Origin of the sequence: Advenella sp. RU8, assembly GCF_048381675.1 — a bacterium.
Taxonomy (GTDB): Bacteria; Pseudomonadota; Gammaproteobacteria; order Burkholderiales; family Burkholderiaceae_B; genus Advenella.
On the sequence record NZ_JBLWIS010000002.1, the window covers coordinates 289,418 to 307,489 of the forward strand.

The window sequence follows — 18,072 nt, forward strand, 5'->3', positions numbered from 1 at the left end:
GAATTATTTACTAACAAGCGAATCTATAGTATGCGTAAACTTAAACTGTTTAATTTGTTATTTTGTATGGGTGCAGTGGCCTTTAATGTGAATGCGGCCAGCCTAGATCCCAAAGTGCCATATCCGGCTGCCAAGCCAGACCAGGCACGGCAAGTCATTCATTTGCCAGAAGTTCCCCAGGAAGAAAACCTGAAAGTGCAATTAATGGTAGGAAAGACCATGAAGGTTGATTGCAACAAGCATGCGTTCGGAGGAGAGCTGGTGGAACACAATCTTGAAGGCTGGGGATATCCTTATTACAGCATTGAAAAATTAAATGGCCCCATGGCAACGTTAATGGCTTGCCCGAATCAGGAACAGACAGAAGAGTTTGTTCAATTAAGGGGGCCGGATTTCTTTCTGGACTACAACAGCCGCTTGCCTATCGTGGTTTATACACCAGCTGATGCTGAAGTGAAATACCGTATATGGCAAGCCGGTTATAGAGTAGAGGATGCGGTTAAAGAATAATTGGCCAGCCACTTTTTCTTTTTGATTGAATCGAGGGCAGGTCTTAATAATCTGTCATAACAAAACCCGCTTGAACAAGTGCCTGATACAGGGCGTATTTGTTCAACCGGTTTTTTTTGTTTTACTTTGTTTGCATGGTGCAAACAGTTAATGTGACTATTTATTCATTTTGTTGTTTTGATGTTGTTTCACTGTCTGATTCATAGGGTTCTTCTGGAAGCTGGAGTGAGGAAGGGAACAAATCCCAGCAGGAGATAAACAGGGCGGAAAGCAGGGGGCCAATCACGAAACCATTAGGGCCGAAAACCGTCAGGCCTCCGATAGTGGAAATCAGGATGACATAATCGGGTAGTTTTGTATCTTTGCCAACCAGTAAAGGCCTGAGAACATTATCGGTAAGGCCGATAACCAGGACACCGAACATGATCAGGACTACACCGTGCCAAAATGCGCCCGTGACAAGAAAATAAATGGCAACAGGAAGCCAGATGATTGCTGCGCCAATCGCTGGCAATAAGGACAGGAAACCCATAATGGTTCCCCATAACAAAGGACCTTGAATGCCCAACACACTGAAAATTAGGCCCCCTAGTGCTCCTTGGGTAGCGGCAACCAGGATATTGCCCTTGACTGTAGCCTTGACAACAGTTGCAAATTTACTAAGCAAGTGCTGTTTTTGTTCATAGTCAAGGGGGATCATCGATTTGATTTTATGGACCAGATAACCGCCATCCCTGAGCAGGAAAAACAGCAGATAAAGCATGATGCCAAAAGTGATCAGGAACTGAAAGGTGTCCTGGCCAATACTCAGTGCCTGATTTGCCAGGAATTTACTGGCCTGGGATGCTGCTTCGGTTAATTTTTCACGCAGGCCGAAAAGGCTATGTATTTCATAACGATCAAGGATGTCTTTAAAAAAGGGCGGAAGGTTCTGGATGATCTGTTCAAAGTAGAGTCCAAGATTCAGCTCCCCGCTTTGAACCCTTTGATATAGCAAAGAAATTTCTTTAATTATGGATGTCGTAATGGCGATGAGCGGAATAATGACCAATAACAATGCAATAATAAGCGTTACCAAGGCTGCGGTATTAGGCGCTTTGGGCATTTTCTTAAGAAACCATAAATTTAGTGGCCTGAATAGTACACTGAAAATAACTGCCCAGAAAATAGCACTGTAATAAGGTAATAGCAGCCAGATGAAGCCAATTGAAACGGCAGTCAGCAAAACAAGAAAAAAGTGGTATTGGGTGCTGTTTTTATTTTGATTTGGCAACATTGTGTTTCCGTACGTTAACGGGTTGATAAGTATTCAAAGCGACAAGCATTGTTCAAAATCTGGAAAAATATCAGTATAGTTGATTTTTTAGTGAGCTGGTAAGCCTGCTAATACTGGTTATAAACCGGTAATGAACATGGCCAGCATAGATCTATTGTTTTACAATAATCATAATTTATGCATATTAGTTGCGTCACAGGAAAATATGGATACCACAAGGTGCTTAACAAAAACCGGCATATCGTTATTGTTTATATTGCTGACATCGGCATGCAGTACCACACCGCCAGCCAACCCTGAAAACATCTGTGAAATTTTCCAGGAAAAACCTTCATGGCACGAAGCGGCGCTTGAGGCAAAAGAAAAGTGGGGAGTACCTGTTCATGTACCCATGGCCATGATGTACCAGGAATCCACTTTCCGTCACGATGCCAAGCCTCCCAAGAATTATCTGCTTGGGATTATCCCATGGGGCAGGAAAAGCTCGGCGTTTGGCTATGCTCAGGCAAAAGACGAAGTATGGAGCGATTATCGAGAAGAAAGCAACCGTTGGAGCCCTGATCGTGACGATTTTTCAGACGCGCTTGATTTTATGGGCTGGTATATGAGCAAGGCCCAAAAGATAAACGGCGTTTCCAAGTGGGATGCCTATGCCCAATACCTTAATTATCATGAGGGTTGGACGGGTTACCGCAATGGTACATACCAAAATAAAAGATGGCTAATTAATACGGCACAAAAAGTCAAGGATAGGGCATCCAGATATAGCGCCCAATATGCATCGTGCTCAAATAATTTATAAGTTCAATTACTTTTCTTTGCTCATTGCTTAAATAGTTTGAATTTGATTAAATTGGTCTTTTTCACCTAAATATATATTATTTTGTAAGATCTACAAGGATTTATTAGTGTTTCCCTGAGTGTTTATGGATGCATATTCGTGTACTATCAGGCAAATGGTTAATATTTGGCCATTGTATTTTATGTATAGCAGGGAGAATTCATGAGTAAACTGTTGAAAAAATCACTAGCCAAACGTTTTGCCTTGTCAGCAAGTGCACTAACTTTATTTTCCGTCATTGCCGCACCGGGTGCTGCAGTTGCCCAACAAAAATTTGTCAGTATCGGTACGGGCGGTGTTACCGGTGTGTACTACGCCGCAGGCGGTGCTATTTGCCGTTTGGTCAATAAAGACCGTGCAGACCATGGCTTGCGTTGTTCGGTTGAATCAACCGGTGGTTCCGTCTTTAACGCAAACACCATTAAAGCCGGTGAACTGGATCTTGGGGTAGTGCAGTCTGACGTTGGTTATAACGCTTATAAAGGTGAAGGCCAGTTCAAGGAACCTTTCGAAAAACTGCGTTCAGTATTTTCCATTCATCCAGAACCGTTTACCATTCTTGCCCGCAAGGAAGCCAACATTAAGTCGTTTGATGACCTTAAGGGTAAACGCTTCAACGTCGGCAATCCGGGTTCAGGTACACGTGCCTCCATGGAGCAGTTGTTGAAGGCCAAAGGCCTGGATATGACGTTCTTTTCGCTTGCTTCAGAGTTGCGTCCGGATGAGCATGGCTCAGCACTGTGTGATGGCAAAATCGACGGTTTCCTTTATGGCGTAGGCCACCCTTCAGCCAACATCCAGGATCCCACCACTACTTGCGGTGCAAAACTGGTACCTATTACCGGACCTGAAGTGGATAAACTGGTTGAAGAAAACCCGTACTATGCAAAAGTATCCATCCCGGGTGGCCTTTATCAAAACAATCCTGACCCGACTGAAACCTACGGTGTGTTAGCCACTTTCGTAACCTCTTCGGATGTTCCGGAAGCGTCTGTTTATAACGTCGTCAAAGCTGTATTTGATAACTTTGAAGATTTCAAAAAACTGCATCCTGCATTAGCGCATCTGAAAAAAGAAGATATGGTTAAAAACGGTTTGTCTGCCCCATTGCATCCAGGTGCTGAAAAATACTTTAAGGAAAAAGGTTTAATCAAGTAATAATATTGTTTTTGAAGGTCACTGGTCTGGAATTCGCCTTTTGAATGTTCCAACGGTGACCTTTTTGTTGTAAATCCAGGAAGGAAAATTATGAGTACGGATCTAGACGCAAATAAAAATGCTGCGCTCGAACAGATGGTTGCCGATGTTGACAGGGGAGGGCGACATGTTGGCGGGGTTGCAGGCGCTGTTTTGGCCATTGGCGCACTAATCTGGACATTTTTTCAGTTATGGTACTCTTCGCCATTGCCGTTCACGTTTAATTTTGGCATTTTCAACGATACCGAAGCGCGTTCAATCCACTTGGGTATTGCTATCTTCCTGGGTTATTTGGCCTACCCATTCAGTAAAAAAGCCTCCAATTATATGCCTTGGTATGACTGGATTTTTGCCATCATGGGCGGCTTTTGTGGTGCTTATCTTTATTTATTCTACAACCAGTTGGCTTTACGTCCCGGTTTGCCAACCACGGTTGATGTCGTATCGGCCAGTATCGGCCTTATATTATTGCTGGAAGTTACGCGTCGTGCATTAGGCGCGCCCATGACCATACTTGGTGCGGTATTCCTGCTGTATGTTTTTTTAGGCCCATACCTGCCTGATGTCTTGGCCCACAGGGGCGCATCGGTAGAGCGCTTGATGTCTCATATGTGGCTAACCACCGAGGGTGTTTTTGGTGTGGCGCTGGGGGTTTCGGTTTCTTATATCTTTATTTTCGTGTTGCTGGGTTCCTTGCTGGATCGATGTGGCGCGGGTAACTATATGATGCAGGTGTCTTTTGCCTTGCTGGGACATTTACGTGGTGGCCCGGCAAAGGTGGCGGTGGTTTCTTCCGCAGTAAACGGCATCGTATCCGCTTCATCGGTTGCCAATGTGGTAACCGGGGGGATTTTTACCATTCCACTCATGAAAAAGTCTGGCTATGGTGGAATCCGGGCAGGAGCCATTGAAACCGCCTCTTCCGTTAACGGGCAAATTATGCCGCCAGTAATGGGGGCCGCTGCTTTCCTGATGATTGAATATGTTGGTATTCCTTATACCGATATCATCAAACATGCGCTTTTACCAGCCAGTATATCCTACATTGCCCTGTTTTATATCGTTCACCTTGAAGCCCTGAAACTGGGCATTGAACCGATGATGAGTGCGGGCAAGCCTAAAACCGTCACGCAAAAACTGGCAGGATGGGGTTTTGGCATTTCGGGTACCTTGATCGTAATGGGTCTGGTGTATTGGATAGGCGTGGGCGTTCAACAAGTTGCCGGTGATGCGGCCATCTGGATTTTGCTTGGTCTATTGGTTGTACTGTATGTGTGGTTATTGCGTATTACGGCAGCCCATCCCGATTTGCCAACAGAGATTGATATTACCAATCCGGTCAGGCCGGAAGCCTGGCCAACTGTACGGGCCGGCTTGTATTTTCTTATTCCTATCGGTATCCTGGTTTGGTGTCTTGGTGTAGAACAGCTTTCTGCGGGCCTGTCCGCTTTTTACGCAAGTATGTCAATGATTTTCCAGATGTTGACACAGCGTCCGTTGATTGCTTATTTCCGCAAGCAACACATGGCTTCCGCCGCCAAACAAGGCGTTTCTGAAACCCTGACCGGTCTTGAGGAAGGTGCCCGCAACATGATTAGTATTGCGATTGCCTGTGGTACGGCGGGGCTTATCGTGGGGGCAATTACTTTAACCGGCCTGGGCCTGCGGATGACGGCTTTTGTAGAGCTGGTTTCCATGGGTAACGTGCTGGTTATGCTGTTCTTTACCGCAGCGGTTTGCCTCGTATTGGGATTGGGCATGCCAACCACTGCCAACTATATCTTGATGGCAACCCTGATGGCACCGGTTGTGGTAGAGCTGGGAGCACAAAATGGCATTATCATCCCGTTAATTGCCGTCCATATGTTTGTTTTTTATTTCGGCATCATGGCAGATATTACGCCGCCGGTTGGTTTGGCAACATTTGCCGCAGCGGCAATTTCAGGGGAAGATCCTCTTAAAACCGGCATCATGGGGGTAACCTATGCAATGCGAACTGTTATTTTGCCATTTATCTTCATTTTCAATCCATTGATCCTGCTGATTGGCATTGGAAGCACGTGGGAGCTGATCTTGGTGGTCTTTGGTGCCACGTTGGCATCCCTTACTTTTGCGGCAGCAACCATGGCCTGGTTCAGGATTAAATGCAACTGGATCGAAGTGATCCTGCTGTTGCTGGTCACCTTCTTGCTTTTCAGGCCAGACTGGTTCATGAATAAGCTGGCTGACAAGTATGTATCACGACCCGTGACAGAAATTTATACGGTAGCTGCAGACTTGCCTGAGTCAACCCGTTTTGTTGCTGTGCTGCAGGGGTTTAATATTGAGGGTGATGAAATTGTCAAAACTGTTGCGGTAAATCTGCCAGTTCTGACCGAAAGTGAGGATTTGTCTAATAAAGAAACAATGGGCAGAAAACGCCTGAGTGCCGCAGGGCTTAATTTTATGGCTTTGGGAGATCAGGTTCAGTTAGCTAGCGTTCGTTTTGGTAGTAGCGCCCAAAAATCGGGATGGGAAGCAGGGTGGGACGTCCTTGAGGTTAAGGTTCCAAACCCTGATCGTCCTTCAGAGTTGTGGTTCTTTGTACCTGCGCTTGTATTACTTGTCCTGATTTGGCTTGCGCAGGGCAAAAGGATGAAAAATATGCCTGGCCATGGTAATAGCAGGGCACGAGCCAGTCTGGGCTAGACGTTAATCAACCGTTATAAAGTACTAGATAAAACACCATATTCTGTTATTCATAATCAGGGTATGGTGTTTTTAATTTCCTTCATGCTTTAAGCCTGACTGGAAAGCAGGTATCATGCCGGACAGGCAAGCAATAATCATTCCCATGGGGAATGGCTTTATAACTCATTGAATAAAGGAAGTAACTATGTCCGGATTTCCCTATATGAACAAGCAGTATCTGTTTGATCAATATCCAAGTGCAGTGGTAACCACTGATTGCTTCAGGTTGCATGATGAAGTTATTAACCAAATTGATGAGGGTGAAGTCCTGGTTCGTAATCATTATTTGTCCCTTGATCCGTATATGCGGGGAAGAATGAGTAAAGCCAAAAACTATGCCGCGGCGCAAGAACTGAATACGGTTATGCAGGGCGGAACCGTTGGCGAAGTGGTGGAGTCTCGGCATGCCGATTTTAAAGTAGGTGATACGGTACTGTGTACGGGCGGTTGGCAATTGTATTTCCTTGCCAATCCATCTAATGACGGCAATCATATACGTAAAATTGATGTTTCAAGTATTCCCATGAGCGTTTACCTGGGTGCTGCAGGCATGCCTGGCATTACGGCGTGGTATGGGCTTAATAAAGTCCTCAAGCCAAAGGCAGGTGAAACCCTTGTGGTTAGTGCGGCATCAGGCGCGGTAGGTAGCGTGGTAGGACAGTTGGCCAAGCAAAAAGGTTGTCGTGTTATTGGTATTGCCGGTGGACCAGAAAAATGTGATTATGTGGTTGAAATCCTTGGGTTTGATGATTGCATTGATTACAAAGCCTACCCCGATACTGAAACACTGTCACATGAACTTAGGCAACTGGCGCCTAATGGTGTGGATGCCTATTACGAAAATGTGGGTGGCTACATTATGGATGCCGTACTTGAAAACCTTAACCCGTTTGCAAGGGTGGCGATCTGTGGCTTGATTGCCGGCTATGATGGACGCTCTATTCCCATTAGCAATCCACGGGCAATTTTGGTTTCGCGGGCTAGCGTTACCGGTTTTATTATTTCAGACCATCTTGATATTTGGCCACAAGCATTGGCTGAATTGGCTGAAGCTGTCGCTGATGGTGTGCTTATTTTCAAGGAATCGATAAGCAATGGCCTGGAAACTGCACCTGAGGCATTTTTAGGATTGCTGCAGGGTCATAATTTTGGCAAGCAATTGGTTAAGCTGGTTTGATCAATAATTATTATTCCAATTGACTTTAGATTAAATACAAAAATGGCATTGTTCTTTAAATTTCAAGAACAATGCCAAGATGATTTTCTTAAGCGTTAAATTAACTCAGGTTCTGGGTTCTGATCAGGCCTACGGCTATACCTTCTATGCTGAATTCCTGATTGGATCGTACGATTATTGGCGCAAAATCAGGATTTTCGGGTAATAGTTCTATGTGTGAGGCTCTCTTGATGAATCGCTTTACCGTCACTTCATTTTCTATCCGAGCCACAATTACCTGACCGTTTCGGGCTTCTGGGTATTTTTTTACCGCTAGCAAATCGCCATCAAGGATACCGATATCTTTCATGCTTTGGCCTTTTACCTTAAGCAGGAAATCGGGCTGTTGCGTGAAGAGGGAAGGGTCTACGTTAATTTCACGATCAATGTGTTCTGCTGCAAGAATGGGGTTGCCGGCTGCCACATGCCCTACTACAGGCAATAGCACTTGTGAAACTTTATCAAGGAAAGATTCTTCTTGGTGGCTTGGGCCAGGATTGCTTGTTGCCAGGCGGATGCCGCGGGAAGCACCTGCGGTTAAAACAATAGCCCCTTTTTTGGCTAATGCCTTAAGATGGTCTTCGGCAGCGTTAGGTGATTTAAAGCCTAGTGTTTTGGCGATTTCAGCACGCGTAGGTGGGAAACCTGTTTTTATAATATTTTGCTGGATTAAATCCAGAACCTGCTGCTGTCTTGCGGTTAGTTTAATAGTCATGCTGTAAATGCCATAAAATCGGACTGTATATTCATACAGCCCGATTTTGCTTCATTTACAGCTAAAATGCAAGTACTTGTTTACAATACTTGTGCAATTGCCTTGGCTACGTAATCAATATTACGGCTGTTCAGGGCGGCAACGCAAATGCGGCCACTTGAAACCGCATAAACACCGTGTTCGTTACGCAGGCGATCCACCTGTTCAGCAGTTAGGCCTGAATAAGAAAACATGCCGCGCTGTGCCAGCACAAAATCAAAGTTTTGTGTAACGCCGTGCTCTTTAAGCTTGGCAACCAGTTGCTGGCGCATGTCACGAATACGATTGCGCATGCCTGCCAGTTCTTCTTCCCACAAGGCAAACAGTTCTGGAGAGTTCAGGACACTGCTTACGATGGTGCCGCCATGGGTTGGCGGGTTGGAGTAATTGGTGCGAATAACACGCTTGACTTGGCTTAAAACGCGGGTGGATTCATCTGCACTGCTAGTGATCAGGGTTAATGCACCAACACGCTCGCCATACAGGGAGAATGATTTGGAGAAAGAAGAGCTGATGAACATGGAAATGCCTTCATCCGCAAACAGGCGAACCACTTGAGCGTCTTCTTCAAGACCATCACCAAAGCCTTGGTAAGCAATGTCCAAGAAAGGAATAAGGTCTTTTTCCTGAATAACCTGAACGATTTGTTTCCACTGGTCAAGGGTAGGGTCTACACCGGTTGGGTTATGGCAGCATGCATGCAGGACCACGATAGACTTGGCTGGCATGTTTTTGAAAGAGGCCAGCATGCCTTCGAAATTGAGTCCGTGGGTTTGTGCATCGTAGTAGGTGTAGGTATCTACGGTGAAACCGGCACGCTCAAAAAGGGCGCGGTGGTTTTCCCAGCTTGGGTTGCTGATGAATACTTTTGAATCTGGGGTGATTTGCTTGAGGAAGTCTGCACCGATTTTAAGGGCACCTGTTCCACCCAGGGCCTGGAATGTCAGGGTGCGTCCTTCATTGGCCAATGGGGAATTTTTGCCCAGTAGCAGTTCTTGTGCGCCTTTGTTATAGTTCTTGATGCCTTCGATAGGAAGATAACCACGCGCAGCCGCTGCTTCAATGCGATCCACCTCTGCTTTCTGTACGGCTTTCAAAAGTGGAATTCGTCCTTCATCGTCATAATAAACGCCTACGCCCAAATTCACTTTGGAGGAACGGGTGTCAGCGTTGTATTGTTCATTCAGGCCAAGAATAGGGTCGCGAGGAGCCAGCTCGACAGATTCAAAAAGTGTGGTCATCTTCATGATATGTGGCAGATTTGCCGAAGTTGTTAAATAAAGAGGATAATGTATGATTGCGTGTTTATATTCAATCAGATCATTAAAGTAAAAGTCTAGCATGAGTGAACCAGGTTTCGTAGAATATCCGGGCAGTCCTTTTAAGCTGTATCAGCCATATCCACCCGCTGGGGATCAGCCCAAGGCTATAGCGTCCTTGACGGAGGGAATACGTGACGGCCTGATGTTTCAAACTTTGCTGGGCGTAACTGGTTCGGGTAAAACTTACACAATGGCCAATACGATTGCTCAACTTGGCAGACCGGCATTGGTCCTGGCGCCCAATAAAACTCTTGCAGCACAATTATACGCTGAAATGCGTGAATTTTTTCCGCATAATGCAGTGGAATATTTTGTTTCTTATTACGATTATTACCAGCCCGAGGCTTATGTCCCTACGCGCGATCTGTTCATAGAAAAAGATTCTTCAATTAACGAACATATCGAGCAGATGCGTCTTTCCGCTACAAAAAGCCTGCTCGAAAGGCGGGATACCGTTATTGTTGGAACGGTATCGTGTATTTACGGTATTGGTAATCCTGCCGATTACCATGCCATGGTGCTTATTTTGCGTGCCGGAGACCGGATTCCCCGGCAAGAGCTTTTAGGCAGGCTGGTTGCGATGCAATACGAGCGCAATGATGTTGATTTTGATCGGGGTGCGTTCAGGGTTCGTGGTGAGGTCATTGATATTTTCCCTGCGGAAAGTGCCGAGCTGGCGTTAAGGCTCACGCTTTTTGATGATGAAATTGAAACCCTTGAGCTTTTTGATCCGCTTACCGGTAAGGTCAGGCAAAAAGTACCACGCTTTACGGTATATCCCAGTTCGCACTATGTAACACCACGCGACACGGTGTTACGGGCCATTGAAACCATCAAGTCAGAATTACGCGATCGGGTTCAGTTTTTTATCAATAACAATCAATTGGTTGAGGCGCAAAGAATAGAGCAACGTACCCGCTTCGATATTGAGATGCTGCAGGAGTTAGGTTTTTGCAAAGGCATCGAGAACTACTCGCGACATTTGTCCGGTGCGGCACCGGGGGACCCTCCGCCTACCCTGATTGACTACCTGCCCGAAGATGCGCTCATGTTTTTCGATGAAAGTCACGTCATGATGGGGCAATTGCGGGCCATGTACCGGGGCGACCGGTCACGTAAGGAAACGTTGGTGCAATTTGGTTTCAGGCTTCCTTCTGCGCTAGATAACCGGCCCCTCAAGATGGAGGAGTTCGAGCAGCGCATGCGGCAAAGTGTGTTTGTGTCTGCGACACCCGCCGATTATGAAAAAGAGCATTCAGACAATATTGTAGAGCAGGTGGTGCGTCCTACCGGCCTTATCGATCCTGTGGTTGAAGTTCGTCCTGCAGCTACGCAAGTTGATGACTTGCTGGGAGAGGCAAAATTGCGTATTGCCCAGGGTGAGCGGGTCTTGGTAACGACCCTAACCAAGCGCATGGCTGAAGACTTGACTGATTACCTGACCGAAAACGGGCTTAAAGTACGTTATTTGCATTCGGATATTGATACGGTTGAACGGGTTGAAATCATTCGCGACCTGAGGTTGGGTCATTTTGATGTGCTGGTGGGGATTAACTTGTTGCGTGAAGGGCTGGATATTCCCGAGGTGTCTTTGGTGGCTATTCTGGATGCGGATAAAGAAGGATTTTTACGTTCAGAGCGTAGTTTGATTCAAACCATTGGACGGGCGGCGCGTAACTTGAATGGTAGAGCTGTTTTGTACGCAGACCGTATCACTGATTCGATGCATAAAGCGATTAGTGAAACGGAGCGGCGCCGTACCAAGCAGATGAAGCACAATGAAGAGCATGGCATTACGCCCAAAGGCGTTCGCAAAGCCGTCAAGGAAATGATTGATGGCGTGATTTCCAATGCCGCGCAAGAAAGCCTGAATCATGAAATGGAATTCATGGATGTTATTGGCGATGAAAAATCACTGTCACGTGAAATCAAGCGGCTGGAAAAACAAATGCATGAACATGCCCGCAACCTTGAGTTTGAGCAAGCCGCTGCCGTACGGGATACCTTGACCCGCCTTAAGCAAAAAGCGCTTTTGAGTTAAGCGGGCAACCAGTGCAGGCCCGAATTTGCATAACTAAAAAGGGTGACATGACTGCTCTACAGCTTGATTCATAAAGCTGTTGGATTATTTAAGGCCCAGTCGTTTGGCCAGTTTATGAAGGTTACTGGCATCCATTTCCAGTAGTCGTGCGGCATTGGCCCAATTTTGCCCGCTTTGTTCAAGGGCGGCCGCGATAAGGTCGTGTTGGAATGTCTTGAGTGCTTCATTCATCGGCTGTATGGCTGGCTTTATGGGTTCGTGTGCCAGCGATGGGGTGTCCGTCTGTGTTTCGTCCTGACTGTAAATGGCCGGATGATTGTTGAGGATGTCCAGATACCGGGGTTCTATACTTAATATATTATTGCGTGATGCGCCACCGCTTAGCATTTTAATGGCAGCCCTGCTGATAATGTGCTCAAGTTCCCTGACGTTACCTGGCCAGTCATAAGCCATTAAAGCCTGTTCAGCTTCTTTGGTAAGGCGTATGCCACGCAAGCCAAGCCGGGCCCGGTTGAATTCCAGAAAATAACCGGCAAGCATCAGTATGTCTTTGCCGCGTTCACGCAATGGCGGAATATGAATGGGATAAACCGAGAGCCGGTGATACAGGTCTATCCTGAAACTGCCGTCCAGGGTGCTGGCCTTAAGATCACGGTTGGTGGCGGCAATAATCCTTACATCCACTTTTTTGGATTTATCGGCGCCCAGGCGTTGTATCTCGCCATTTTGTAAGGTACGCAGCAGCTTTGCCTGAATGTTAAGCGACAACTCACCCACTTCATCCAGGAAAATCGTACCCCCATTTGCAGCCTCAAAGCGACCGGGACGCTCTGTTTCCGCACCCGAAAAAGCCCCTTTTATATGACCAAACAACTCGCTTTCCGCCAGGTTTTCAGGCAGGGCGGCGCAGTTAACATGAATCATGGGTTTATGGCTGCGTTTTGAGTGGCGGTGAATATGTTGGGCAAACAGGTCCTTGCCTACACCGGTTTCACCCAATAGCAAAACGGGCAGGTTAGCATCGGCAATCACGTCCAGCTCTCGCATCAACTTCCTGATGGGTTCACTTTGCCCGATAATTTCCTGCTCTGTTTTGATGGCGGTACTCTGGCCGGAAGCAATACTGAGCTGTCGCAGGCTTTTATTATCCTTTTCCAGTTGCGTTATTCTGATGCAGGTCTGGATTAGCAAGGCATAGCGGGCAAGAATATCAATGGACTCTTCGGTAAAGGTATCTTCAATGGCATCCAGGGTAATGGCTCCCCATAGTTTGCCTTCTATATACAGGCTCATGCCCAGGCAGTCATGTACCAGCAGAGGCTCACCGGCCCTGCCATCAAGCAGGCCATCGTAAGGATCTGGCAGGGGAGTACGTGGTTCGAACAGAACGGGTTCTCGACTAGCCAGTATGGCGGCAAAGCGAGGATGCTCTTTGATCTTGAAGCGGCGTCCGAGGGATTCATGAACCAGTCCTTTGGCGGAAACCAGTTTGAGGGCATCATCATCTATGGCCAATAGACCAACCGCACCACAGTTGAATTGGGTTTGAATGGTTTGAACCAGCCGTTGCAATCTTAATGCACCCGGTAGTTCATCGTTCATATCGGCAAGAATGCTGTATAGCATGGTATTTTTTACCCTTTTTATGGTTAATTTTACCCTCATTGATTAGGGTATTATATACCATTAAAAATATAAGTCATTGATAATTAGATTAAAAAAATATTGGCACGAACATTGCTTATTGTTCTCTGAGTATTAACTACAGGAGTTCGCACAATGAGCGTTCTATTAAATAAGCAAATGGAATCGGATCAAGTGCCTTCTATTATTCAGAAATTGAATCTTGGCAGTGAAAAGCCGGATGTACTCATACCGTACATTCAGGTGAATTTTCACGATAAGCACCGGGCACAATTACCGGCCCTGATTGAGCTGTCAAGAAAGATAGAAATGGTACATGAAGATGATCCTGATTGCCCGGCTGGATTGGCCGATGTTCTGACGAATATTTGGCAGGAATTGGACAGCCACATGATGAAAGAGGAAAAAGTGTTGTTTCCGATGCTTCTCAACGGCATGAGAGAGATGGCACGAACACCGATTTCGGTCATGTTGCTTGAGCACGAACAGCATGAAGAGGGAGTTGACAGTCTGCTGAAGGTAACCAGAAACCTGTTTTTGCCTGATAGCGCCTGTGGTTCATGGGAAAAATTATATTCTGGAATAGGGGAGTTTGTTGAAGATCTGCGATTACATCTAGAACTTGAAAATGAAGTCTTGTTTAAATAAAAGTAAATTTCTGGCTGATGCTGGTTATTAATGAAACATAACGCCAACACAGTTAAATTAAGGAATTCAAAATGGGTAGTTATAAAAAATTATGGTGGACGCTAATCGCGATTCTTGCGGTCACGTTTAGTATTCTGGGGTATTTCGGGGTTGAGGTCTATCGCAACGCACCGCCTATTCCCGGTAAGATTGTTACGGCTTCCGGTGACGTTTTATTCACTAAGGAAGATATTCTTGATGGTCAAAATGCATGGCAAAATGCCGGTGGCATGCAGGTTGGTTCCATTTTTGGCCACGGTGCTTTGCAAGCACCGGACTGGACTTCAGACTGGCTGCATCGTGAATTAATTGCGTGGCTGAATCTGGCTTCCCAGGACGAGTTCGGTATTCCTTACGAGCAAACTTCAGAAGAGCAAAAAGCCGTTCTGAAAGTGAAGCTGAAAGAAGAGTATCGCACCAACACTTATGATCTTGAAAAAGATGAAGTGCTGGTATCTGATCGTCGTCTTGCTGCAATGAAAGATACCGCCAACTATTATGTTGCCCTGTTTGGTGATGATCCTGCCTTGAATGGTTCTCGTGAAAGCTTTGCGATGAAAACCAATACGCTTCCTGATGAGCAAGACCGTTTTGATATGGCCAAGTTCTTCTTCTGGACAGCCTGGACCGCATCAACAGAGCGTCCTGATTACAATAACGCCACTTATACTAACAACTGGCCACATGAGCCCTTGATCGATAACGTTCCTACACCTGAGAACATTATGTGGTCAATTATTAGTGTGGTTGTGCTGATTGCAGGTGTTGGTTTTCTGGTATGGGGCTGGGCTTTCCTGCGCAAGGAAGATCATGAAGAGGTTAAGGTTCCTGCCCGTGATCCGATTACAACATTCGTGTTGACTCCTTCACAAAAAGCACTGGGCAAGTACTGTGTTTTGGTAGTGGCGCTGTTCGTTTTCCAGGTATTCATGGGTGGTGCCGTAGCGCACTATACGGTAGAGGGCCAAACTTTTTACGGCATTGAGCTGTCAAAATGGTTTCCATATTCATTGCTAAGAACCTGGCACTTGCAAAGCGCGCTATTCTGGATTGCAACTGGATTCCTGGCTGCCGGTCTTTTCCTTGCGCCAATCATCAACGGTGGCAAAGATCCGAAATTCCAGAAACTGGGTGTTAACATTCTTTTCTGGGCTCTGGTTGTTTTGGTCGTGGGCTCTTATATTGGTAACTATTTGGCTATTGCCAACATCATGCCTCGTGAACTGAACTTCTGGTTTGGTCACCAGGGATATGAATATCTTGAGTTGGGCCGTTTCTGGCAAATTATCAAATTTGTTGGCGTTGCCTTCTGGCTGGTGCTAATGATGAATGGTGTGGTTAGTGCCCTTAGACAAAAAGGCGACAAACATCTATTGATCCTGTTTACGGCTTCATGTATTTGTATTGGCCTGTTCTACGGTGCCGGCCTGTTCTATGGTGAGCGTTCCCACCTTACTGTAATGGAATACTGGCGCTGGTGGGTGGTTCACCTGTGGGTTGAAGGCTTCTTCGAAGTATTCGCCACAACAGCCCTTGCATTTATTTTCTCTTCAATGGGCCTTGTTTCAAAACGCATGGCAACCGCAGCCAGCCTGGCATCTGCTTCCTTGTTTATGCTTGGTGGCGTTCCAGGTACATTCCACCATATGTACTTTGCGGGTACCACCACACCTGTCATGGCAGTTGGCGCTTCTTTCAGTGCGCTTGAAGTTGTACCTCTGGTTGTGCTGGGTTATGAAGCCTGGGAAAACTGGAGACTAAAAACCCTGGCCCCATGGATGGAAAACCTTCATTGGCCCCTGGTGTTCTTCATTGCCGTAGCCTTCTGGAACATGTTGGGTGCCGGTGTATTTGGTTTCATGGTTAATCCTCCTGTTGCCCTGTACTACATCCAAGGCCTGAATACAACTGCTGTTCACTCTCATGCAGCCCTGTTTGGTGTGTACGGCTTCCTGGCCCTTGGTTTCGTGCTGTTGGTCTTGCGTTACATCCGTCCAAATATGGTATTTAGTGCCGGACTGATGAAAACCGCTTTCTGGTGCCTGAACCTGGGTGTTGTTGGCATGATCGTAACCAGTTTGCTGCCAATCGGTCTTATCCAGTTCCATGCAAGTCTTAGCGAAGGTATGTGGTACGCACGTAGTGAAGCTTTCTTGCAGCAAGATATTCTGGAAACTTTACGCTGGGTTCGTACCATCAGTGATGTTGTCTTTATCATCGGTGCCCTGGCCATAGCATGGCAGGTATTTATCGGTGTAACCGGTAAAGCCGAACAAGCTGAAGGCAAAAAAGCTTACGCAGCTTAAGTCAATGTTTAACTTGGTTTGATGAATGGCCCGATCCTTACCGATTGGGCCATTTTGTTGGACAATCACAGATGGGTTTTCCAAAAAGGCATGAAAATATGGTAGATTTACGCACTTTTACGATTGTTTTATTTTGAATGCAGTCGTTTATATTATTAATTTAATTTTTGTGGGTACTGAATCATGGACCTTACGGGTCAGCCAACGGGTAATCCCGTGATGAATTTTATTAAAAACGGTAGTCTGGTGCTTCAAATCGCTATTGGCCTGGTTGCCGGTGTCCTGTTGGCCATTATCTGGCCTTCGGCCGTTCCTTCAATAAGCATATTGGGAACCCTGTTTATCAATGCACTGAAGTCTATTGCTCCCGTGCTGGTTTTTATCCTGGTCATGGCCGCCATTTCCGGTCATCAGAGAGGCAATCAAACCCAAATTAAACCGGTGCTGCTGTTATATCTGGCAGGCACTTTTTTTTCAGCAATGGTTGCCGTTATTGCCAGCCTGATGTTTCCATCCGAGCTGAACCTGCAAATCGAGTCGGCTCAATTAAACCCGCCCGGTAATGTGGTGGAAGTGCTCAGGAATTTGGTGCTTAGCATTACTACCAATCCTGTGCGGGCTTTGCTGGAAGCAAACTATATAGGCATTTTGGCTTGGTCTATTGCATTTGGGATTGTGTTGCGTAATGCGAATGACAGCACTAAAATTTTTATCTCCGATTTTTCGGTTGCGGTAACCGCTATAGTCAGGATCATTATTCGCCTGGCGCCACTGGGTATTTTTGGTATTGTTGCAACCACGATTGTTGAATCTGGGGCAGGTGAATTGCTGCGTTACATACATTTGTTAGCGGTTCTACTCGGTTCTATGCTGTTTGTTGCCCTGGTTGTTAATCCCCTGATCGTTTTTCTGAAGCTCAAGCGTAATCCTTACCCGCTGGTGTTCCAGTGCCTGCGTGAAAGTGGCCTTACTGCTTTCTTTACTCGCAGTTCTGCCGCTAATATTCCGGTTAACCTGGCTTTGTGCGAAAAACTGGGTCTGGACAAGGAAACTTATTCGGTTTCCATTCCTTTAGGGGCAACTATCAATATGGCCGGAGCAGCCATTACCATTACCGTGCTAACACTTGCGGCTGTTAATACCTTGAACATTAATGTTGATTTTGCGACTATTGTATTGCTTAGCATCATATCCACCATTGCCGCTTGTGGTGCCTCTGGTGTGGCAGGCGGTTCCCTGTTACTGATCCCCATGGCTTGCAGCCTGTTTGGTATTTCCAATGATATTGCGATTCAGGTAGTGGGTGTGGGTTTTGTGATTGGCGTATTGCAAGACTCGGCAGAAACGGCCTTGAACTCTTCAACTGACGTACTTTTTACAGCCGCCGCCTCGTTGCCTAAAGCCTAGTTTTTTGCTGGTTTTTAAATGAAATTGACTGGTTTTTGGAGTGAAGTTGTCTGTCAGTGGCGGGCAACCTAAAAGAACCAGTCGATTTTTTTATCTATGACCGGAAGAGGCTGCCTGGCAACAGCGATAACAGAGGGATAA

At 46.2% G+C, this 18,072-nt stretch carries 13 protein-coding genes; 9 read left to right on the forward strand and 4 right to left on the reverse strand.

What is annotated here, in order from left to right:
* Positions 1–30: 30 nt before the first annotated feature.
* Positions 31–510 (forward strand): serine protease inhibitor ecotin, encoded by a 480-nt coding sequence (eco, locus tag ACM5Q9_RS03905; RefSeq protein WP_418143417.1) that lies wholly within the window; start codon positions 31–33, stop codon positions 508–510.
* A 160-nt stretch (positions 511–670) separates the two neighbouring features.
* Here the strand turns inward: eco and ACM5Q9_RS03910 are convergent, their stop codons facing one another.
* Entirely contained in the window at positions 671–1,786 is a 1,116-nt protein-coding gene (locus tag ACM5Q9_RS03910) for an AI-2E family transporter (RefSeq protein ID WP_418143418.1), read from the reverse strand.
* Between the two features lie 205 nt (positions 1,787–1,991).
* Between ACM5Q9_RS03910 and ACM5Q9_RS03915 the strand changes: the two genes are divergently transcribed.
* The 4 genes from ACM5Q9_RS03915 (at position 1,992) to ACM5Q9_RS03930 (ending at position 7,731) form a co-directional block, all read left to right on the forward strand.
* Positions 1,992–2,588: a hypothetical protein gene (locus ACM5Q9_RS03915; protein WP_418143419.1), complete on the forward strand. Its 597-nt coding sequence runs from the start codon at positions 1,992–1,994 to the stop codon at positions 2,586–2,588.
* 201 nt (positions 2,589–2,789) lie between these two features.
* A complete protein-coding gene (locus ACM5Q9_RS03920; protein WP_418143420.1) occupies positions 2,790–3,785 on the forward strand; it encodes a TAXI family TRAP transporter solute-binding subunit in 996 nt (331 codons plus the stop codon).
* A 90-nt stretch (positions 3,786–3,875) separates the two neighbouring features.
* Positions 3,876–6,512: a TRAP transporter permease gene (locus tag ACM5Q9_RS03925; protein WP_418143421.1), complete on the forward strand. Its 2,637-nt coding sequence runs from the start codon at positions 3,876–3,878 to the stop codon at positions 6,510–6,512.
* A gap of 187 nt (positions 6,513–6,699) precedes the next feature.
* Positions 6,700–7,731: an NADP-dependent oxidoreductase gene (locus tag ACM5Q9_RS03930; protein ID WP_418143422.1), complete on the forward strand. Its 1,032-nt coding sequence runs from the start codon at positions 6,700–6,702 to the stop codon at positions 7,729–7,731.
* Positions 7,732–7,831: 100 nt separating this feature from the next.
* On the opposite strand, the gene lexA is transcribed toward ACM5Q9_RS03930, so the two are convergent.
* Both lexA and ACM5Q9_RS03940 read right to left on the reverse strand, forming a co-directional pair.
* Positions 7,832–8,485 (reverse strand): transcriptional repressor LexA, encoded by a 654-nt coding sequence (gene lexA, locus ACM5Q9_RS03935; RefSeq protein ID WP_418143423.1) that lies wholly within the window; start codon positions 8,483–8,485, stop codon positions 7,832–7,834.
* Between the two features lie 80 nt (positions 8,486–8,565).
* A complete protein-coding gene (locus tag ACM5Q9_RS03940; RefSeq protein WP_418143424.1) occupies positions 8,566–9,765 on the reverse strand; it encodes an amino acid aminotransferase in 1,200 nt (399 codons plus the stop codon).
* Positions 9,766–9,865: 100 nt separating this feature from the next.
* Here ACM5Q9_RS03940 and uvrB point away from each other — a divergent pair, with 100 nt between their 5' ends.
* Entirely contained in the window at positions 9,866–11,887 is a 2,022-nt protein-coding gene (gene uvrB / locus ACM5Q9_RS03945) for an excinuclease ABC subunit UvrB (RefSeq protein ID WP_418143425.1), read from the forward strand.
* Positions 11,888–11,971: 84 nt separating this feature from the next.
* On the opposite strand, the gene norR is transcribed toward uvrB, so the two are convergent.
* On the reverse strand, positions 11,972–13,513 hold the full coding sequence (gene norR, locus ACM5Q9_RS03950) for a nitric oxide reductase transcriptional regulator NorR (RefSeq protein ID WP_418143426.1): 1,542 nt from the start codon (positions 13,511–13,513) through the stop codon (positions 11,972–11,974).
* A gap of 153 nt (positions 13,514–13,666) precedes the next feature.
* On the opposite strand from norR, the gene ACM5Q9_RS03955 reads away from it, so the two are divergent.
* The 3 genes from ACM5Q9_RS03955 to sstT all read left to right on the forward strand — a co-directional run bounded on the left by ACM5Q9_RS03955 (position 13,667) and on the right by sstT (position 17,931).
* Complete coding sequence (locus ACM5Q9_RS03955) at positions 13,667–14,179, forward strand: hemerythrin domain-containing protein (protein WP_418143427.1); 513 nt, start codon at positions 13,667–13,669, stop codon at positions 14,177–14,179.
* 71 nt (positions 14,180–14,250) lie between these two features.
* Complete coding sequence (locus ACM5Q9_RS03960; RefSeq protein WP_418143429.1) at positions 14,251–16,524, forward strand: nitric-oxide reductase large subunit; 2,274 nt, start codon at positions 14,251–14,253, stop codon at positions 16,522–16,524.
* Between the two features lie 219 nt (positions 16,525–16,743).
* Entirely contained in the window at positions 16,744–17,931 is a 1,188-nt protein-coding gene (gene sstT / locus ACM5Q9_RS03965; RefSeq protein WP_418143635.1) for a serine/threonine transporter SstT, read from the forward strand.
* Positions 17,932–18,072 lie beyond the last annotated feature (141 nt).